The 16,146-nt window shown below is 63.6% G+C and carries 20 protein-coding genes and 1 pseudogene; 11 read left to right on the top strand and 10 right to left on the bottom strand.

Features of this window, described 5'->3' with window-relative positions; genetic code table 11:
* Positions 1 to 220 precede the first annotated feature (220 nt).
* Complete coding sequence (locus tag B4L76_RS20995; protein ID WP_296235057.1) at positions 221 to 655, bottom strand: hypothetical protein; 435 nt, start codon at positions 653 to 655, stop codon at positions 221 to 223.
* A gap of 202 nt (positions 656 to 857) precedes the next feature.
* On the opposite strand from B4L76_RS20995, the gene B4L76_RS20990 reads away from it, so the two are divergent.
* The 9 genes from B4L76_RS20990 (at position 858) to B4L76_RS20950 (ending at position 8,400) form a co-directional block, all read left to right on the top strand.
* The gene (locus B4L76_RS20990) at positions 858 to 2,192 is read left to right on the top strand and encodes a lysine N(6)-hydroxylase/L-ornithine N(5)-oxygenase family protein (protein WP_296235056.1); all 1,335 of its coding nucleotides are present in this window, start codon (positions 858 to 860) and stop codon (positions 2,190 to 2,192) included.
* A gap of 174 nt (positions 2,193 to 2,366) precedes the next feature.
* Positions 2,367 to 3,560 carry a PepSY-associated TM helix domain-containing protein gene (locus B4L76_RS20985; RefSeq protein ID WP_296235055.1) on the top strand — a complete coding sequence of 398 codons (1,194 nt, stop codon included), beginning with the start codon at positions 2,367 to 2,369 and terminating at the stop codon, positions 3,558 to 3,560.
* On the top strand, positions 3,557 to 4,096 hold the full coding sequence (locus B4L76_RS20980) for a thiamine pyrophosphate-binding protein (protein ID WP_296235054.1): 540 nt from the start codon (positions 3,557 to 3,559) through the stop codon (positions 4,094 to 4,096). The genes B4L76_RS20985 and B4L76_RS20980 overlap by 4 nt, the downstream gene beginning before the upstream one ends.
* On the top strand, positions 4,093 to 4,413 hold the full coding sequence (locus tag B4L76_RS20975) for a hypothetical protein (protein ID WP_296235053.1): 321 nt from the start codon (positions 4,093 to 4,095) through the stop codon (positions 4,411 to 4,413). Before B4L76_RS20980 ends, B4L76_RS20975 begins: the two co-directional genes overlap by 4 nt.
* Positions 4,410 to 4,979, top strand: coding sequence for a DUF6162 family protein (locus tag B4L76_RS20970; RefSeq protein ID WP_296235052.1), 570 nt, complete (start codon positions 4,410 to 4,412; stop codon positions 4,977 to 4,979). Before B4L76_RS20975 ends, B4L76_RS20970 begins: the two co-directional genes overlap by 4 nt.
* Before the next feature lie 16 nt (positions 4,980 to 4,995).
* The gene (locus B4L76_RS20965; protein ID WP_296235051.1) at positions 4,996 to 5,898 is read left to right on the top strand and encodes a metal ABC transporter substrate-binding protein; all 903 of its coding nucleotides are present in this window, start codon (positions 4,996 to 4,998) and stop codon (positions 5,896 to 5,898) included.
* Entirely contained in the window at positions 5,895 to 6,641 is a 747-nt protein-coding gene (locus tag B4L76_RS20960) for a metal ABC transporter ATP-binding protein (protein ID WP_296235050.1), read from the top strand. The genes B4L76_RS20965 and B4L76_RS20960 overlap by 4 nt, the downstream gene beginning before the upstream one ends.
* Positions 6,641 to 7,540, top strand: coding sequence for a metal ABC transporter permease (locus tag B4L76_RS20955; protein WP_296235049.1), 900 nt, complete (start codon positions 6,641 to 6,643; stop codon positions 7,538 to 7,540). The genes B4L76_RS20960 and B4L76_RS20955 overlap by 1 nt, the downstream gene beginning before the upstream one ends.
* A complete protein-coding gene (locus tag B4L76_RS20950) occupies positions 7,537 to 8,400 on the top strand; it encodes a metal ABC transporter substrate-binding protein (protein ID WP_296235048.1) in 864 nt (287 codons plus the stop codon). The genes B4L76_RS20955 and B4L76_RS20950 overlap by 4 nt, the downstream gene beginning before the upstream one ends.
* A 22-nt stretch (positions 8,401 to 8,422) precedes the next feature.
* Here B4L76_RS20950 and B4L76_RS20945 read toward each other — a convergent pair whose 3' ends face one another.
* From B4L76_RS20945 to B4L76_RS20920, 6 genes are all read right to left on the bottom strand, one after another.
* The gene (locus tag B4L76_RS20945; RefSeq protein WP_296235047.1) at positions 8,423 to 9,475 is read right to left on the bottom strand and encodes a DUF1615 domain-containing protein; all 1,053 of its coding nucleotides are present in this window, start codon (positions 9,473 to 9,475) and stop codon (positions 8,423 to 8,425) included.
* 26 nt (positions 9,476 to 9,501) lie between these two features.
* Positions 9,502 to 10,053: a hydrolase gene (locus B4L76_RS20940; RefSeq protein ID WP_296235046.1), complete on the bottom strand. Its 552-nt coding sequence runs from the start codon at positions 10,051 to 10,053 to the stop codon at positions 9,502 to 9,504.
* Positions 10,054 to 10,110: 57 nt separating this feature from the next.
* Positions 10,111 to 10,830 carry a thioesterase II family protein gene (locus B4L76_RS20935; RefSeq protein WP_296235045.1) on the bottom strand — a complete coding sequence of 240 codons (720 nt, stop codon included), beginning with the start codon at positions 10,828 to 10,830 and terminating at the stop codon, positions 10,111 to 10,113.
* Positions 10,827 to 11,048, bottom strand: coding sequence for an MbtH family protein (locus tag B4L76_RS20930; RefSeq protein ID WP_003256222.1), 222 nt, complete (start codon positions 11,046 to 11,048; stop codon positions 10,827 to 10,829). Before B4L76_RS20930 ends, B4L76_RS20935 begins: the two co-directional genes overlap by 4 nt.
* Positions 11,049 to 11,173: 125 nt before the next feature.
* On the bottom strand, positions 11,174 to 11,575 hold the full coding sequence (locus B4L76_RS20925) for a hypothetical protein (protein WP_296235044.1): 402 nt from the start codon (positions 11,573 to 11,575) through the stop codon (positions 11,174 to 11,176).
* Between the two features lie 37 nt (positions 11,576 to 11,612).
* Entirely contained in the window at positions 11,613 to 12,497 is an 885-nt protein-coding gene (locus B4L76_RS20920; protein ID WP_296235043.1) for a LysR family transcriptional regulator, read from the bottom strand.
* A gap of 146 nt (positions 12,498 to 12,643) precedes the next feature.
* Here B4L76_RS20920 and B4L76_RS20915 point away from each other — a divergent pair, with 146 nt between their 5' ends.
* Entirely contained in the window at positions 12,644 to 13,663 is a 1,020-nt protein-coding gene (locus tag B4L76_RS20915) for an alpha/beta hydrolase (RefSeq protein WP_296235042.1), read from the top strand.
* Between the two features lie 40 nt (positions 13,664 to 13,703).
* Here the strand turns inward: B4L76_RS20915 and B4L76_RS20910 are convergent, their stop codons facing one another.
* The 3 genes and pseudogenes from B4L76_RS20910 to B4L76_RS24455 all read right to left on the bottom strand — a co-directional run.
* Complete coding sequence (locus B4L76_RS20910; RefSeq protein WP_296235041.1) at positions 13,704 to 14,096, bottom strand: hypothetical protein; 393 nt, start codon at positions 14,094 to 14,096, stop codon at positions 13,704 to 13,706.
* Positions 14,077 to 14,874, bottom strand: coding sequence for a polymorphic toxin type 44 domain-containing protein (locus B4L76_RS20905; RefSeq protein ID WP_414707252.1), 798 nt, complete (start codon positions 14,872 to 14,874; stop codon positions 14,077 to 14,079). The genes B4L76_RS20910 and B4L76_RS20905 overlap by 20 nt, the downstream gene beginning before the upstream one ends.
* Before the next feature lie 30 nt (positions 14,875 to 14,904).
* Positions 14,905 to 15,141: pseudogene (locus B4L76_RS24455) on the bottom strand (PAAR domain-containing protein); the annotation flags it as partial.
* A 248-nt stretch (positions 15,142 to 15,389) separates the two neighbouring features.
* On the opposite strand from B4L76_RS24455, the gene B4L76_RS20900 reads away from it, so the two are divergent.
* On the top strand, positions 15,390 to 16,112 hold the full coding sequence (locus B4L76_RS20900) for a pirin family protein (RefSeq protein WP_296235039.1): 723 nt from the start codon (positions 15,390 to 15,392) through the stop codon (positions 16,110 to 16,112).
* Positions 16,113 to 16,146: the final 34 nt, after the last annotated feature.

The following is a 16,146-nucleotide window of genomic DNA, read 5'->3' as shown; positions in this document are numbered from 1 at the left end:
ATCGAGCGCCGCGCGGGCGGCGCTCGATCGGATAGGCGCTGCAACTTTCCCGGCGTACACCTGGTGGCCCTTACCCGCCCTCAAGCCCAGAATATCATTCTCAGTGAAAACTCTCGGATGCCTGGGCGGGCCTCATCGCGGATAAGTCGCTCCCACAAGAGCCTCGCGTGAAAGGCCCTGGCCAGGCGGGCGCCGTTGCCCGCGCGGGCCGTTCCCAGCGTCAGGCCTGGGTACTGACCATCCCGCCGGCGCTGCTGCCACCGGTCTTCTGCAGTGCTTCGAGCAACTGCGCGGTGGCCTGCAGGATTTCACCATTGAGCGTGGCGATACTCGCCTGCCTGGCGCTGATGGCGGCCAGCTTGGCGGTTTCTTCCATTTTCTGAGCCATCACCAGCGCCAGTTGCTTCTGCTCGTCGGCCAACTGTTTCTGCAACTTCTTGATCATTTCGCGCAATTGCCTGATGTGCGCAGGTTCAGCACTGTCGCTGCTGTCTTCGGCGCCTTTGGCTTTGCTGCCAGCGTTCACTTTCGACAGGTCGACCTGGGTGCCGGCCCCGCTTTCTTCGCTCTTCTGCACATCCTGGCCAGCGACGCCGGAGGTGCTGCCCGGCACTTGGCCCGCGCTGCCGACGCTGATTGCTGCGATTGCGGTCATGTATTTCTCCCTGCAATAAAAATGGTCCCTGGACTGTTCTGCCTATCGGCCGCCAGGCGCAGGTCTTTAGCCCCGGCTTGCAATCGCGCAGGCGGCCACTGGTAAATTCCCGGGCGTTCGGCTCGTTCCAACCCATGTACCTACGCAGGCGCCGGCTCACTCCCGGCGTGCGTCCACATTCGACCACTATGGAATCGCAGCCATGAGCCAGTCTGCACATACGGAAACTGTCAGGGACTTGATCGGCGTGGGTTTCGGCCCTTCCAACCTGGCCCTGGCCATCGCCCTGGAAGAACTCGCCGAGTCTCAGGGCCATGCCCTCGATGCACTGTTCATCGACAAGCAGCAGGACTACCGCTGGCACGGTGAAACCCTGGCGACCCAGAGCGAGCTGCAGATCTCGTTCCTCAAGGATCTGGTATCGCTGCGCAACCCCACCAGCCCCTACAGCTTCGTCAATTACCTGCATCAGAAGCAGCGCCTGGCCGACTTCATCAACCTCGGCACCTTCTACCCCTGCCGCCTCGAGTACAACGACTACCTGCGCTGGGCCGCCGAGCACTTCGCTACCCAGGCGGTGTATGGCGAGGAGGTGCTGCGTATCGAACCGGAAGTGCAGGCGGGCCGGGTCGATCACCTGCGCCTGGTCTCGCGTGACGTACAAGGCCGCGAATACAGCCGCCGCACCCGTTCGGTTGTGGTCGGCAGCGGCGGCACTCCGAAAATTCCGGAGAAGTTCGCAGCATTCACGGATGACCCGCGAGTATTCCACCATTCCCAGTACCTCAGCAGCCTGGACAAGCTGCCGTGCACCAGCGGCGCGCCAATGCGTATTGCCGTGATCGGGTCAGGCCAGAGTGCTGCAGAGGCGTTCATCGACCTCAACGACAGCTACCCGTCGGTCAAGGTCGACATGATTCTGCGCGGCTCAGCGCTCAAGCCTGCCGATGACAGCCCGTTCGTCAACGAGATCTTCGCCCCGGACTATACCGACCTGGTCTACAACGAGCCGGCCGACCAACGCCGCAAGCTGCTCGGCGAATACCACAACACCAACTACTCGGTGGTCGACCTCAACCTGATCGAGCGCATCTACGGCATCCTCTATCGGCAGAAAGTGGCCCATCAGTACCGTCACAACGTCCTGTGCCGACGCCTGGTGGAAACGGTGCTGGCCACCCACGCTGGGCTGGAGCTGACCCTGCGCGACCTGGCCACCGGCCAGCAGCAGACCCACCGCTATGACGCCGTGATCCTCGCCACCGGCTACGAACGCCGCTCGCACCGTGACCTGCTGGCACCGCTGGCCGGCTACCTGGACGATTTCACGGTCGACCGCAACTACCGCGTACTGGCCAGCCCGGACCTGCAGGCGTCGGTGTACCTGCAAGGCTTCTGCGAAAACAGCCATGGCCTGAGCGACACCCTGCTCTCGGTGCTACCGGCGCGTGCTGCAGAGATCGGCCGCGCGCTGTACCAGGACCTGGCCCAGCTGCACGGCAGGCAGCAGGCGGCGGTCGCGCTGACCCGCGCCTGAACCGCTGCTTGCTACAGCTTGGCCGGCCCGGGGCAATACGCCTCAGGCCGGCCTTGGTGTTTCTGAAACATTTACTTGCATTTAAAACGGCAGGATTTTGATTCTCATTCGTCCTTATCAGTACAGCCTCTTTGGCTGGGCACACGCTCGACCACCCTTGCAGAAGACTGTCCGATGGCCAAAACCGCGAAAAAATCGAAATCCAGGCTTTGGTTCCTGGTCCACAGCTGGCTCGCCCTGCCGATCTGGTTCTTTGTCCTGATCGTCTGTTTCACCGGCATGCTCGCCGTGGTCAGCCAGGAAATCGTCTGGCTGGCCAACCCGGACGTACGCGCCAACAAGCCGAATGGCGACGTCGAGCGCCTGAGCTTCCAGCAGGTGCTGGATGCGTTGCACAGGGCCGAGCCCGACATGGTGGTGGAGCGCCTGAGCCAACCCGACGGTTCGCACTTTGCCGTCAAGGCCGACGTCACCCTGCCAGACGGCACCAGCCCGACGTTGTACGTCAACCCCTACACCGGCGCGATCCAGGGCAAGACTCCGGATTTCAACTTCGAGGCCTTCACCCGTGCGCTGCACGGCTGGTGGCTGGTGCCGTTCACCAATGGCTTCAGTTGGGGCTGGTACCTGGTGTCGCTGCTCGGCCTGCCCATGCTGGCGTCGCTGGTCACCGGCCTGGTGGTATACAAGAAATTCTGGAAAGGCTTCTTCAAGCCGCTGCGCACCAGCCATGGCTCGCGGATATTCTGGGGTGACCTGCACCGCCTGGCCGGGGTATGGTCGATCTGGTTCATTGCGGTCATCTCCATCACCGGCACCTGGTTTCTGATCCAGGCGATCCTGTTCGACAACCACATCACCATTTCCAGCCGCCCGGTGGTGCCGGTGATCGCCCGCGAGGACGTGCCGCAAACCGCGGACGGCAGCCCCGCACCGCGCATTGACCTGGATGAGGCCGCACGCATTGCCGGCCTTGCGATCCCGGGCCTGGAGGTCAATTTCATCACCCTGCCAGCCACTGCCTACAGCCACGTCACCCTGGCCGGGCCGGGCTGGTACCCACTGATGTTCCAGAGCGCTTCGGTGAACCCTTATACACGCCAGGTCGATAGCCAGTTCCTGCTCAGCGACCGCTCGGCGCTGGAGGTCGTCACCGAATCCATGCGCCCGTTGCATACCGGCGATTTCGGCGGTCTGCCGATCAAGCTGGTGTGGTTCTTCTTCGGCCTGGTCCTCACCCTGATGGTGTTCAGCGGTTTGCTGATCTGGACCAGGCGCACCGCCCAGGCCACCGCCGCCGCGCTCAAGCGCAGCGAGCGTACGTCACGCCCGGCACGCACTGACAGCACCGTGGAGGTCCGCCCATGAGCAAGGCACACGCGCTGCCCGCCAGCCCGCTGAAGCAGCTGTGGCTGAAGTGGCGCTTCCATCTGAATATCCTGCTGATTCTCATCCCGCTGGGCTTCATGCCGAAGTACTTCGCCGACGCCAGGCTGTTCCGTGGCGAAGCCGGCCTTGGCGCCAATGTGATCAGCGACATCCAGGTCGGCCCCTACCGCCTCGACCTGGCCGAGCTGCGTGACGAGCCCCCCCGCGCCGACGGCCCGGCCGGGTACTTCAAGGTGTTCAATGCCTCGTTGTGCAAGGCCTGTGTCAAGGAGGTCAAGGCCGCCTACCTGCGCATCGGCAAACCGCGCAGCCTGCGCGCCGCCGGCACCATTTTCTTTGGCGCGCCCTACCACATGGGCACTTCGCTGCCCATCCCGCCCCGCACCCGACCGGACGCGCAGGTCTGGATCACCCTGGAAGGCTGGGACGGCAGCCTGTACCAGGCGTCAGTCCCCCTGGCCAAGGCATCGCCAGCCACCGTGGCCTGGCTCGAAAAACAAGGAGGCAAGAAATGAAACACCTGTTGCGCATCCTCGCCCTGCCTGTGCTGGTGCTGGGCGCTGGCCCCGCCCTGGCCCACAACCCGATGTGCGAATGCGAAGGGCTGGCTGATGGCCAGGTCAAGTGCACCGGTGGCTTCTCGGACGGCAGCGGTGCCCCTGGGGTGACTCTGGATGTGATCGGCTACGACGAACAGGTGCTGGTCGGCGGCAAGCTCGGTGATGACTCGACGCTGACCTTCAAGCGCCCGGACGGCGAGTTCTACGTGCTGTTCGATGCCGGCCCCGGGCATGTGGTGGAAGTCGACCATGCCGATATAACCCAGCCATGAACCGCTGCCAAGTGATCCGCCCGGCCGGTGCCGGGCATGAAACCCTCTACGTACTGCTGGTCAGCCTGCTGATCGTGTTGCTCGCCGCCAGCGTGGTGCTGGCGCGCGGTGAACGCGTGGACGAACAAGCCATCGCCAGCTACCAGATCGATGCCCGGCGCGACCTCACCGCCGCCGAGCAAGGCCTGTACACCGACCTGCGGGTGGCCTTCGATGAAATTCGCCTGCTCCGTGAAGAAAACGCCGCCATCCCCAGCGTAAGCGCCCTGGCCGAGGAAGGCCTGCCACCGTTCGTGGTCGACGCCGGCAGCCAGGGCCGCGGCAACCACCAATGGTCGTGGCTGCAGGCCGGTGCCTACCTGGGGCGCAGCCAGGCCCCGGAAGTGGCCGGCAGCTTGCTGTTGATCGTGCCAAGCGACAGCGCTGGCGAGGCGGATGTCTGGCTGCGCCGCGACACCGCCGCTGCGCCACCGGACGACCTCGGCCCGGCCGCATTGATCGCTGCCGGCTGGCGGCAGGTGGTCAGCCATTACGACGCCGGGGTCACCCGCGAACACCGTCACTGAACCCAAGGACTCCTCCATGCTCCGCTCCGCCCTCGCCCTGCTCCTGGCCCTTGCGCTGCCGCTGTCGGCCCTGGCCGATAACGCCAAGCCGCTGCGCATCGGCATCACCCTGCACCCCTATTACAGCTATGTGAGCAACATCGTCGGCGACAAGGCCGAAGTGGTGCCGTTGATTCCGGCAGGTTTCAACCCCCATGCCTACGAGCCACGGGCGGAAGACATCAAGCGCATCGGTACGCTGGATGTGGTGGTGCTCAACGGCGTGGGCCATGACGATTTTGCCGACCGCATGATCGCTGCCAGCGAAAAGCCCGACATCCGGACCATCGAGGCCAACCAGAACGTGCCATTGCTGGCGGCCACCGGCATTGCCGCACGCGGTGCCGGCAAGGTGGTCAACCCGCACACCTTCCTGTCGATCAGTACCAGCATCGCCCAGGTCAACAATATCGCTCGCGAACTGGGCAAGCTCGACCCGGACAACGCCAGGCTGTACACGCAAAATGCCCGCGCCTACGCCAAGCGCTTGCGCGCCCTGCGGGCCAAGGCCCTGGCCAAGGTCAGCGAGGCGCCCGGCGCCACCTTCCGGGTGGCCACCATCCATGCGGCCTACGACTATCTGGTGCGCGACTTCGGCCTGGAGGTGACGGCCGTGGTCGAGCCCGCGCATGGCATCGAGCCCAGCCCGGCCCAGTTGAAGAAGACCATCGACCAGCTGAAGGCCCTGGATGTGCGGGTGATCTTTTCGGAAATGGATTTCCCGTCCGCCTATGTCGAAACCATCCAGCGTGAATCCGGTGTGCGTCTGTACCCGCTCACGCACATTTCCTACGGCGAATACACCAAGGACAAGTACGAAGTGGAAATGCAGCGCAACCTCGACACCGTCGTGCGCGCCATCCAGGAGAACCGCGCATGACCGCTGCGGCCAACCTTCTGGCCGCCTGCGGGCCGCGCATCGAGTTCACCGGCGTCGGCCTGTCCCTGGGCCGCACGCGCATCCTCGACCAGGTCAGCTTCGGCGTCGCCGCTGGCAGCGTGCATGCCATCGTCGGCCCCAATGGCGGTGGCAAGAGTTCGTTGATCAAGACCTTGCTCGGGCAGATGCCGCACCAGGGCCAGTTGACCCTGCACTGGCCCGGCGAACGCGAAGCGATCGGCTACGTACCGCAGGCGCTGGAATTCGACCGTGGCCTGCCAATGACCGTGGACGACTTCATGGCCGCCATGTGCCAGCGCCGCCCTGCGTTCCTCGGCCTGTCGCGCCGGGTGCAGCCGGACATCGACGCAGCCCTGGCGCAGGTCGGCATGCTCGACAAGCGCAAGCGGCGCATGGGCGCGCTGTCGGGGGGCGAACGCCAGCGCGTGCTGCTGGCGCAGGGCCTGGTCCCGACGCCGCAGTTGCTGGTGCTGGACGAGCCGATGTCGGCCCTTGATGAAGCTGGCATCCAGGTGTTCGAACAATTGCTGTGCGGCTGGCGCCAGGCCGGCACGACTGTAATGTGGATCGAACACGACCTGCAGGCCGTGCTGCGCCTGAGCGACCGCGTGACCGGGCTGAACCGCCAGGTGCTGTTCGATGCCCCGCCGGCCCAGGCCCTGAGCCCGGAACGTCTGCTGGGGCTGTTCTCCGTGCACCCACGCAGCGAGGGGCGTGCCTGATGAGCCTTGAATCTTTGCGCCTGCTGGTCCAGGGCTGGGCCACGGCCGGCTACCTGCCCGAGGCACTGGCCTACGGTTTCGTGGTCAACGCCTTGCTGGCAGGGCTGATGATCGGCCCGGTACTGGGCGGCCTGGGTACCCTGGTGGTGGTCAAGCGCTTCGCGTTCTTCTCCGAGGCGGTCGGCCACGCCGCGCTGACTGGCGTGGCCATCGGCATCCTGCTGGGCGAACCCTACACTGGCCCATACGGCAGCCTGTTCGGCTATTGCCTGCTATTCGGCATCCTGCTCAACTTCCTGCGTAACCGCACAGGGCTCGCGCCGGACACGCTGATCGGCGTATTCCTCTCGGTGTCGCTGGCGCTGGGCGCCAGCCTGCTGCTGATGCTGGCAGGCAAGATCAATGTGCATATCCTGGAAAACGTCCTGTTCGGCTCGGTGCTGACCGTGAGCGGCCAGGACCTGCTGGTGCTGGGCATCGTCGCGCTGCTGGTAGTGACCTTGGCCGTACCCCTGTACAACCGCATCATGCTGGCCAGCTTCAACCCGCAGCTGGCGGCGGTGCGCGGGGTGGCGGTGAAGACCCTGGATTACCTGTTCGTGGTGCTGGTGACCCTGGTGACTGTCGCGGCGGTCAAGGTGATCGGGGCAATCCTGGTCGGAGCGCTGCTGGTGATCCCAGCCGCCGCTGCGCGTCTGGTCAGCCAGTCGCTCAAGGGCTTTTTCTTCCTGTCGGTAGTGATCGCCACCTCGAGCACCCTGCTCGGCATCCTGCTGCCGATCGTATTCGACCTGCCGGTGCCGTCGGGTGCCGCAATCATCCTGGTTGCCGGCATCTGCTTTGCCCTGGCTGCGCTGGCCCGCGCACTCGTCCCCCGCCTGCAAGGAAACCCGGCATGAACCTCAAACGCCTGACCCTGGTGCTGGCCCTGGCCGGCCTGCCATCGCTGTCTTTTGCCACCCAGGTACTGACCAGCCTGCCGGTCACTCACAGCCTGGCCAGTGCCCTGCTCGACGGCACCGCCGTACAGCTCAAGCGTGCGGCACCGGCCAACTTGCCCGCCAGCCGTCAGCCGGCATATTTCAGCGGGCGTGGTGGCGCCAGCCTTCAAGACGCCGCGCAGCAGGCCGATGCGGTGATCGGCGTGCGTTCGATCTGGCATGACGACCCGCTGTACCCGATGGCCCGGCGCAGCAATATCCGCATCGTCGAGATCGACGCCGCACGGCCGGTGGACGGCGCGTTGCCTGGCATTGCCGTCACCGGCGACGATGCCTATGGCGCCTATCCCTGGCTGAACCCGACCAACCTCGGGCGCATGGCCGACGTGGTAGCCAATGACCTGGAACGGCTCGCGCCGCAAGCCAAGGCGACGATCCAGGGCAACCTGGCCAGGCTCAAGCGCCAGTTGCTGGAACTTGCCGCACGCAGCCAGACGCGCCTGGCCAAGGTCGACAACCTGACCGTGGTGAGCCTGTCGGAGCGCCTGGGCTACCTGGCCAGCGGGCTGAACCTGGACGTGGTGGAGCAACTGCTGCCCGCCGCATGGGATGCCACTGCACTGCAGGCGCTGGAGCAGAACCTGAAGGCACAGGAAGTGGCAGTGGTACTGGACCATCGCCAGCCGCAGCCGGCGGTGGTCGAGGCGATCAGCAAGGCTGGGGCGAAGCTGGTGGTAGTGGAGAGTGACCCCGAAGATGCCTTTGCCGGACTGCAGGCCAGTGTCGACCAGGTGGTGGGCGCACTGGGCGGTGGCTGAGACCGGCACAGGCACCTGACTGCTAACGCTTCATGCACCGCTGATAACGTTCATCCACCCGCCCGGCAAACCACGCCGTGGTCAGCTTGCGGGTGATCTTCGGGCTCTTCAGCTCGATCCCGGGCAACACGGCCCGTGGCAGCGGTTTGCCAGCCGCTGCATCGGCCAGGGCGAACACCCCGCTGTACAGTTCGCTGTCTTCGAACGCCGGGCTGTCGCCCTGCTCAAGCTGGCGGCGAATCTGCGGGTTGCGCAGGCCGAGCCGGGTACCGAGCTTGCGCGCCGCCCTTTCCGTGGCCCCTGGCATGATCGAACCCGGTGCGATCAGGTCCCCGTCGAGGGCCAGTGTCACTCCGGCCGCCTTGCTCAGCGCCGCCTGGAAGGCCGCGTTGCGACTGGCGTACCAGCCCGCGTTGAAATCGGCAAAGCGATACAGCTGGCGTTGGTAGCTCGCCGGGTAGCCCAACAAGTGAGCGATACCGAAGTACATGCCACCACGCCGGGTGAAGACTTCCTGGCGGATGCTGCCAGCGTGGCTGTACGGGTAATCCCGCGCATGTTGTTCGGCGAAGTCTATGCTGACCTGCATCGGCCCGCCGGTATGCACCGGGTTCAATCCACCGAGCAAGGTCTTGCCCAGCGGCACGCGGGCCATGACTTCGTCGTAGAGTTCGCTCAGCTGCTTCTCGCTGCGCACCGCCTGCAACCGCTGCTGGTAGCTCTTGCCATTGGCCGAAGGTGTCTTCAGCGCACCCTCGACCAGCAGCCTGGGAATATGCAGGCGCGCGGCACGGCGGTCGATTTCCTCGCGGGCAATGCGCCCCAGGTTGGGCACCTGCGGGTCGGCGTTGAAAGTCGATTCCTGCTCGGCCACGGCCAACACCGCGCACAGGTTACTCTTGCTCGGGGCAATGCGCTGGGTTTCGAATGCCTGCTGAATGTCCCTGGCCCAGCCCTCGCGGTCCCTGGCCTGGGCGGGCAACAGCCGCAGCAGTTGCGCGCGGACCTTGGCCGGGTCTGCTTCGGGTGCTTCCTCACGGCGCCCGGCGCAACCTTGCAGCAGCGCCAGGGCCATCAGCCCGGCCGCCAGTACCCGGCCGTTCAGGGCTGTTCACCGACCAGGTAGGTCTTGCTGATGTGACGGAACAGCGGATGGCCGGCACTGCCCAACAGCTCGAACAACACCATCTCGCGGGTCACCACCTGCGCGCCGGCAGCACGCATGCGCGCAAGGCCCGCGGCCTTGCTCGCCAGGGTGCGGCTGTCGCAGGCATCCTCGACCACGAACACCTGCTTGCCCAGCGCCAGCAGGCCGAGCACGGTCTGCAGCACACAGACGTGGGTTTCCATGCCGCAGACGATCACTTGCTCGCGCGCCATCAGGCTCGCTGGCAGGCACTCAGCGGCTACGCAGGAAAAATGGCTTTTCTCCACCACCTCGGCAGCTGGCGCTGCGGCCAGCAGCTCGGGCAGGGTATGCCCCAGGCCCTTGGGATACTGTTCGGAGACGACCGTCGGCAACTCCAGTTCGGCGGTTGCTGCCAGCAACCAGCGGGCCCGTGCGCGGGTGCCTGCAGGGTCGCTCATGGCGCCGATGAGCTTTTCCTGGATGTCGACGACCAGCAGCGTCGCCTTGTGTGGATCGATCAGCATTGCCTGCCCCTTGCCTGGAAAAAGGCCTAGCCTCCCCCAGGCAAGCGGTGACGTCAATCAGGCGGAAAGCCGAAGCGGTTCAAGCGATGCGACCAGCGCAGCGAGCACCTGGTCTTCCTGTTCGTGAATGAAGAAGTGCCCCCCCGGGAACATCTGCAGCGAGAACGGGCCATGGGTTTCCTGGCGCCAGGCCTGTAGTTGCTCGTCGCTGGCGCGATCGTCCACGCCACCCAGCACATGCAGCGGGCACTGCAACGCCGGGCGCTGGCGGTAAGCGTAGCTGCCACAGAGCAGGAAGTCGGCACGCAGGATCGGCAAGGTCAGGCTCATCAGCTCGGCGTTGGCCAGCACTTCCTCGGGCGTGCCCTGCAGCTCGCGCAATTCGCTGATCAGCTCGGCGTCGCCCTTGGGTTCGCGCCAATTGTTGCGCTCGTAATCCTCGCGGCGGGTCGGCGCAGCGGTTCCACAAGCGAACAAGGCCATCGGTGGCCGGCTACCCAGCGCCTGCAGCTCGTGAGCCAGTTCGAAGGCGAGCAACGCACCCAGGCTGTGGCCGAGCAGCACGTAGGGGGCACTCGTCGCCAGACGTTGCTCGGCAGCCAATTGCCGGGCCAGCACTTGCAGGTTGGTGTGCAGTGGCTCGGCCATGCGCGTGCCGCGCCCGGGCAGTTCGACCGGGCGCACCTGCAACCACGCTGGCAACTTGCGCCGCCAGCGGCTGTAGACCATGGCGCTGGCGCCGGAGTACGGCAGGCACAGCAGATTCAGTGCGGTCACTGGGCAGCGGCTTCGGCCATTTTCTGGCGCAGGCTCAGCGGGCGCATGTCGGTCCAGACCTCGTCGATGTAGGCCAGGCAGTCTTTCTTCAGGCCGCTCTTGCCAACGGCACGCCAGCCGTTGGGGATGGCCTTGTAGTCGGGCCAGATCGAGTACTGCTCTTCGTGGTTGACCACTACCTGGAACTGGATATCGTCGCGGTCGAAAACGGAAGTCATTGCCTGTCTCCTTGAGTGATGAATGCCGCTGCGCACGTGGCGCAGGGGTGCCTTGTAGTAGACGTGGCACACTGTGAAAAAATTAGCGGCCAGGCGCTTGCAGAGCGAGCGCACCTGGCTGGCCTTCAGGTATCCCGCAGCAAATCATGGGTATCGAGCAGACGGAAGGCAACCTGCGGGTTGCGTTCCAGCCCCCGGCGGATCGCCGCCGGAATCGATTGGCGGGTCTTGCGGCACAGCCCGGGCTGGTCGTCCAGCTCGATGACGATGCCGCGCATGGTCCGCACTTCGTTGAAACCGGGGGCGATGTGCACACGGATGCCGAGGTTTTCGTACATCCGTTGCTGCAGGCGCTGCAGGTCTTCCAGGTCCTTGAGGTTTTCCAGGCGTTCGAGCAGGCGCTTTTCCTCCTGGCGGGTAAGCAGGAGGATGCGCTGGGCGGCCCACGGGTGGTCAGCCAGCTGTTCGCGGCCACAATCGCAGGCGCCAGGCGGGCAAGGCGGGCGCAAAGGGGGTGGTGTGCTCATGCCAGCAAGCATAGCCTGTAGCGGCGTTTCAAGGCTGTCACAGCTGCACCAGTCGTTCGCGCAGGAAAGCTACGAACCCCTGCACCGGCCGCGCCACCTGTCGGTGTTGCGGGTATACCGCCGACAGTTGCAACGCCGGCGGCCGCCATTCATCCAGCACAGTCACCAGCCGCCCGTCCGCCAACGCCTGCCCAACGATAAAGGTTGGCAAGTAAGTCACCCCCATCCCGGCAATCGCCGCATCCCTGAGCATCTCGCCATTGTTGGCCCGCATGCGCCCGCTCACCTGAAGCATCTGGGCCTTGCCACCCTGACGGAACTGCCACTGCACCTGCCGTGAGTGCCCGTAAGGCAGGCATTCGTGCCCAGCCAGTTCATCAGGCGTGGCGGGTACGCCGCGCCCTTGCAGATACGCCGGGCTTGCGCAGTAAACCCGCTCGACTCCCGCAATACGCCGCGCAATCAGACTGGAATCCTCCAGCACGCCAATCCTAAGCGCCAGGTCGTACCCCTCGCCGATCAGGTCCACGGCACGGTCGCTCAAGTCCACCTCCACATCGACCTGCGGGTGTAGCTGCAGGAACTCGGTCAGCAGGCAGCTCAGGTGGGCCATGGCGAACGACAGCGGCGCGCTCAGGCGCAAAGTGCCGCGCAAGGCCTGGGCCTGGCCGCTGATGTCGCGCTCCACCTGCTGCACCTCGCCCAGCAGGCGCAGTGCCGACTGGTAGTAGTGCTGGCCCAGCGGGGTGGCGTCCAGGCGCCGCGTGGAGCGGTTCAGCAGGCGCACACCCAGGCGCTCTTCCAGCTGCATCAGGCGTCGGCTGACCGACTGCTTGGACATGCCCAGGCGCTCGGCAGCAGCCGTGAAACTGCCGGCCTCCATCACCTGGGCAAAGATACGCATGTCTTCGTAAGGGTTCATTGTCTCGCTCTTGGTGACAGTAAAACGCTTTATAGCGGCTTTTTCCCATCATTGCATCTGTCTAATCTACCCACAGGTCGCAGCGATGGCCCGCCAGGCCAGGCAAGACGCCCATTACCAACACTTGCATGGAAAAGAATTCGCTCATGAACATTGTCCAGAAAACCCTCAGTGCTTCCCTCCTTGTGCTGTCCGTTTCCAGCGCTTTCGCTGCCGGCAGCCCGGGGGTCGAAGCCCACACCCAGGCGTTTCTCGAAGCGTTGCAACAAGGTGGCGGCAAGCCGCTGGAACAACTCAGCCCGAAAGACGCCCGTGCCGTGCTGACCGGCGCCCAGGCTTCGGTCAACGTCGACCTCTCCGGCATCGAGGTAAAGCAACGCACCATCCAGGCCGATGGCCAGTCGATCACACTACAAGTAGTACGCCCGGCCAATGTACAGGGTGACCTGCCGGTGTTCATGTTCTTCCACGGCGGCGGCTGGGTGCTCGGTGACTTCCCAACCCACCAGCGGCTGATCCGCGACCTGGTGGTCGGCTCCGGCGCAGTGGCCGTGTATGTCGACTACACCCCGTCGCCGGAAGCGCATTATCCGACAGCGATCAACCAGGCCTACGCCGCGACCCGCTGGGTGGCCGAGCATGGCAAGGAGATCGGCGTGGACGGCAAGCGCCTGGCCGTGGCCGGCAACAGCGTCGGCGGCAACATGGCGGCGGTGGTGGCGCTCAAGGCCAAAGAAGCCGGTACCCCGGCGCTGCGCTTCCAGCTGCTGTTGTGGCCGGTCACCGATGCCAGCTTCGAGACTGCTTCCTACAAGCAGTTTGCCGAGGGGCACTTCCTTACCACCGGCATGATGAAATGGTTCTGGGACAACTACACCACCGATGCCAAGGCACGGGCCCAGATCTACGCCTCGCCGCTGCGAGCCAGCAGCGAACAGCTCAAAGGCCTGCCGCCGGCACTGGTGCAGACGGCCGAGTTCGACGTGCTGCGCGATGAAGGTGAGGCGTATGCCCGCAAGTTGAATGCCGCTGGCGTGACGGTGACCTCGGTGCGCTACAACGGGATGATTCATGACTATGGCTTGCTCAACCCGCTGAGCCAGGTGCCGGCTGTAAAGGCGGCAATGCGCCAGGCGGGCACCGAACTTAAAGTGCACCTGCAGTAAATCGATGACCAGAAGACCCGCCCAGGCGGGTCTTTTGCTGCTATTGCGGAAACGGCCCGCAGGCTTCGATGAATCTGCTATCAGTGCGGCTATCTATGGCACCGTCCGCCCCGATGTAGATATCAATACTTGGCCATCTGGGTTTGGCCCGGATGCAGTGCGATTTCCCACGGTTGTTCCAATACAACTCCATGAAAAACTGGTCGTTCGGGAAGATATGCCCTGCGCCTCCTGTGGCTTCACCCGGGTAGATCTCACCTTTTGATATATCGTGCTGGACATTCAAGATGTAGCCGAGACGCCCCTGGCCTTTGTCAGAAAAATGAAAACTTACCTGAGGTGTGGCGACATACCAAAAAATGATAGGCGTGAGCATTATCAACACTACCCAGCGCCAGATGTACCGTTTCGTTTTACTTGCAGGCGTGATCAACTATGGCACCTCCCCAGCTTGAGCGTGGCAATGCTAACACTTCGGCCATGAGTATCTTGGCCGTAATCCCACCATTTGGGTGCAGCTTGTGCAGTTTGATGCCAATGCCGATAGCGACACGATCACCTATGTCATCCCAAGCCCGCAGCCCTTCTATATCAGCGGAGCGATGGGGTCCTTTGCGTTCAGCCCACTTTTGAACTTTCCGAATAGAGTCTGATGCAATTTGCTCAAGCCCAGCACCATCCAGAAGAACACTTTCTGACAGGCCTCCCGCCCTGCCTACATAGCCGTAGTGGATGTTCGACCAGATGTCGTAGAAGAAGTCGACTTCACCTTGTTTCTGCCAAGCCCCGCCGAACTGTTGCGCAATCGCCGCCTTGTGATCCCATGGTCTGTTCTGACCCACCCGCTCCGTCCAAAGCGCCATCGCGGCAGCAGTGTTAGCAACCATCATTGATTGGAAGTCAGGCGGTAAAAGACGTGCATACCAAGGCAGCTTTTGAAATTTTGCACGTTCCTCTGTCGCGTCAAAGCTGGTCAGCTTCTTCATTTTCAGTACGGATGGGTGTGTGATGTTGCGGTTCATTTCCCCCGCGATATAGCTCGCTACCGGCTCCATCATGTCAGGGTGGTTGCAAGTGGCAGGCAGCGGTTTGCTTTCTGCAAGCGCAAGCTTGATGGGAGAGATGGAGCCACCTTGAGCTGATACTGACGCCTGGCTCGCCTGCTGTGTCGTCGCGGACCTTGTCGTTTCGCCAAGTCCTCCCGTGGCCATGACACGGTTGCTTCCCGCTGGGCACGCGCAGGCTACCAAAGCCCCATCAACTACCGCCGGGCGCCCTTGGATGATGAAGTGTGATACGCCCTCCACGAGCGTTCCGACCTCACCACAAACAGGGCATGGAGTGGTCGTGTCATCCAGCCTCAAGGCCTCACGTCCCTGCACCTTGAATCCGGCGTTACTGGCCAGGCATACGGCCCCTGTAGTGGTACGGTCTCCATTCAAGGCCTGGGGTCGATCGTGAATCCTGAAAGGTGCCATACGTAGATTCCTCAAGCGAAACCGGGAGGCTAGCATCCACCATGACCAAGAAAATCGCGCCCGAACGGTACAGGGAACAGTCCTACAGGACACGTTGCATTGTCCTACGCGTCACTTCCCAGATAGTCAGCTTATAAGAGACAGTAATTCACGCGTGTGCTTATTTTTTAACAACCAAGCTGACAGTTAAGCTTCTCCCATCAGCAGCCTGATGCCTCAGCGGATCAGGCTTATCAAGGAGAACCACCATGCTTACCGTACGCAACGCCAAAGACCGCGGCCTGGCCTTCCATGGCTGGCTGAAATCCTTCCATACCTTCTCCTTCGGCCATTACCGCAACCCGGAGGAGCAAGGTTTCTCCGACCTGCTGGTGATCAACGACGACCGCGTCATCGCCGGCAAGGGCTTTGGCCAGCACCCGCACCGTGACATGGAGATTTTCTCCTATGTGCTGGAAGGTGCACTGGAGCACAAGGACACCCTGGGCACCGGCTCGGTAATCCGCCCGGGCGATGTGCAACTGATGAGCGCCGGCCATGGCGTCGCCCACAGCGAGTTCAACCACAGCCAGGTGCAGCCGGTGCATTTTTTACAGATCTGGATCGTGCCGAACGTGCAAGGCGCCACGCCGCGTTACCAGCAACAGCATTTCAGTGCCGAGGAAAAGCGCGGCAAGCTGCGTTTGATCATCTCGCCGGATGGTGCCGAGGGGTCATTGCAGGTACGGCAGAATACGCGGGTGTATGCCGGCCTGTTCGACGGTGACGAGCGTGCCACCCTGACCTTGCCAGAAAACCGCCATGCCTACATGCACGTGGCCCGGGGCAGTGTCGAGCTCAATGGGCAAGTGCTGAATGAAGGGGATGGGGTGCGGGTGAGGCAGGAACAGGTGCTGGAACTGGGCAATGGAGTAGATGCCGAGGTGCTGGTGTTCGACCTGCGGCCGCATGAATTGCCTGGCATGCCATAAGGCAGGTCCGGCTCTTTCGCGGGTAAACCCGCTC

The organism is Pseudomonas sp. UBA4617 (assembly GCF_002386445.1).
GTDB lineage: Bacteria > Pseudomonadota > Gammaproteobacteria > Pseudomonadales > Pseudomonadaceae > Aquipseudomonas.
Note: the sequence above shows the minus strand (reverse complement) of the source record. Positions and strands in the feature narration are given on the sequence as shown.

Bases quoted from the DNA above. Each gene is read 5' to 3' on its own strand.
- B4L76_RS20995 (WP_296235057.1), bottom strand. From the start codon at position 655: ATGACCGCAATCGCAGCAATCAGCGTCGGCAGCGCGGGCCAAGTGCCG.
- B4L76_RS20990 (WP_296235056.1), top strand. From the start codon at position 858: ATGAGCCAGTCTGCACATACGGAAACTGTCAGGGACTTGATCGGCGTG.
- B4L76_RS20985 (WP_296235055.1), top strand. From the start codon at position 2,367: ATGGCCAAAACCGCGAAAAAATCGAAATCCAGGCTTTGGTTCCTGGTC.
- B4L76_RS20980 (WP_296235054.1), top strand. From the start codon at position 3,557: ATGAGCAAGGCACACGCGCTGCCCGCCAGCCCGCTGAAGCAGCTGTGG.
- B4L76_RS20975 (WP_296235053.1), top strand. From the start codon at position 4,093: ATGAAACACCTGTTGCGCATCCTCGCCCTGCCTGTGCTGGTGCTGGGC.
- B4L76_RS20970 (WP_296235052.1), top strand. From the start codon at position 4,410: ATGAACCGCTGCCAAGTGATCCGCCCGGCCGGTGCCGGGCATGAAACC.
- B4L76_RS20965 (WP_296235051.1), top strand. From the start codon at position 4,996: ATGCTCCGCTCCGCCCTCGCCCTGCTCCTGGCCCTTGCGCTGCCGCTG.
- B4L76_RS20960 (WP_296235050.1), top strand. From the start codon at position 5,895: ATGACCGCTGCGGCCAACCTTCTGGCCGCCTGCGGGCCGCGCATCGAG.
- B4L76_RS20955 (WP_296235049.1), top strand. From the start codon at position 6,641: ATGAGCCTTGAATCTTTGCGCCTGCTGGTCCAGGGCTGGGCCACGGCC.
- B4L76_RS20950 (WP_296235048.1), top strand. From the start codon at position 7,537: ATGAACCTCAAACGCCTGACCCTGGTGCTGGCCCTGGCCGGCCTGCCA.
- B4L76_RS20945 (WP_296235047.1), bottom strand. From the start codon at position 9,475: ATGGCCCTGGCGCTGCTGCAAGGTTGCGCCGGGCGCCGTGAGGAAGCA.
- B4L76_RS20940 (WP_296235046.1), bottom strand. From the start codon at position 10,053: ATGCTGATCGATCCACACAAGGCGACGCTGCTGGTCGTCGACATCCAG.
- B4L76_RS20930 (WP_003256222.1), bottom strand. From the start codon at position 11,048: ATGACTTCCGTTTTCGACCGCGACGATATCCAGTTCCAGGTAGTGGTC.
- B4L76_RS20925 (WP_296235044.1), bottom strand. From the start codon at position 11,575: ATGAGCACACCACCCCCTTTGCGCCCGCCTTGCCCGCCTGGCGCCTGC.
- B4L76_RS20920 (WP_296235043.1), bottom strand. From the start codon at position 12,497: ATGAACCCTTACGAAGACATGCGTATCTTTGCCCAGGTGATGGAGGCC.
- B4L76_RS20915 (WP_296235042.1), top strand. From the start codon at position 12,644: ATGAACATTGTCCAGAAAACCCTCAGTGCTTCCCTCCTTGTGCTGTCC.
- B4L76_RS20905 (WP_414707252.1), bottom strand. From the start codon at position 14,874: ATGGCCACGGGAGGACTTGGCGAAACGACAAGGTCCGCGACGACACAG.
- B4L76_RS20900 (WP_296235039.1), top strand. From the start codon at position 15,390: ATGCTTACCGTACGCAACGCCAAAGACCGCGGCCTGGCCTTCCATGGC.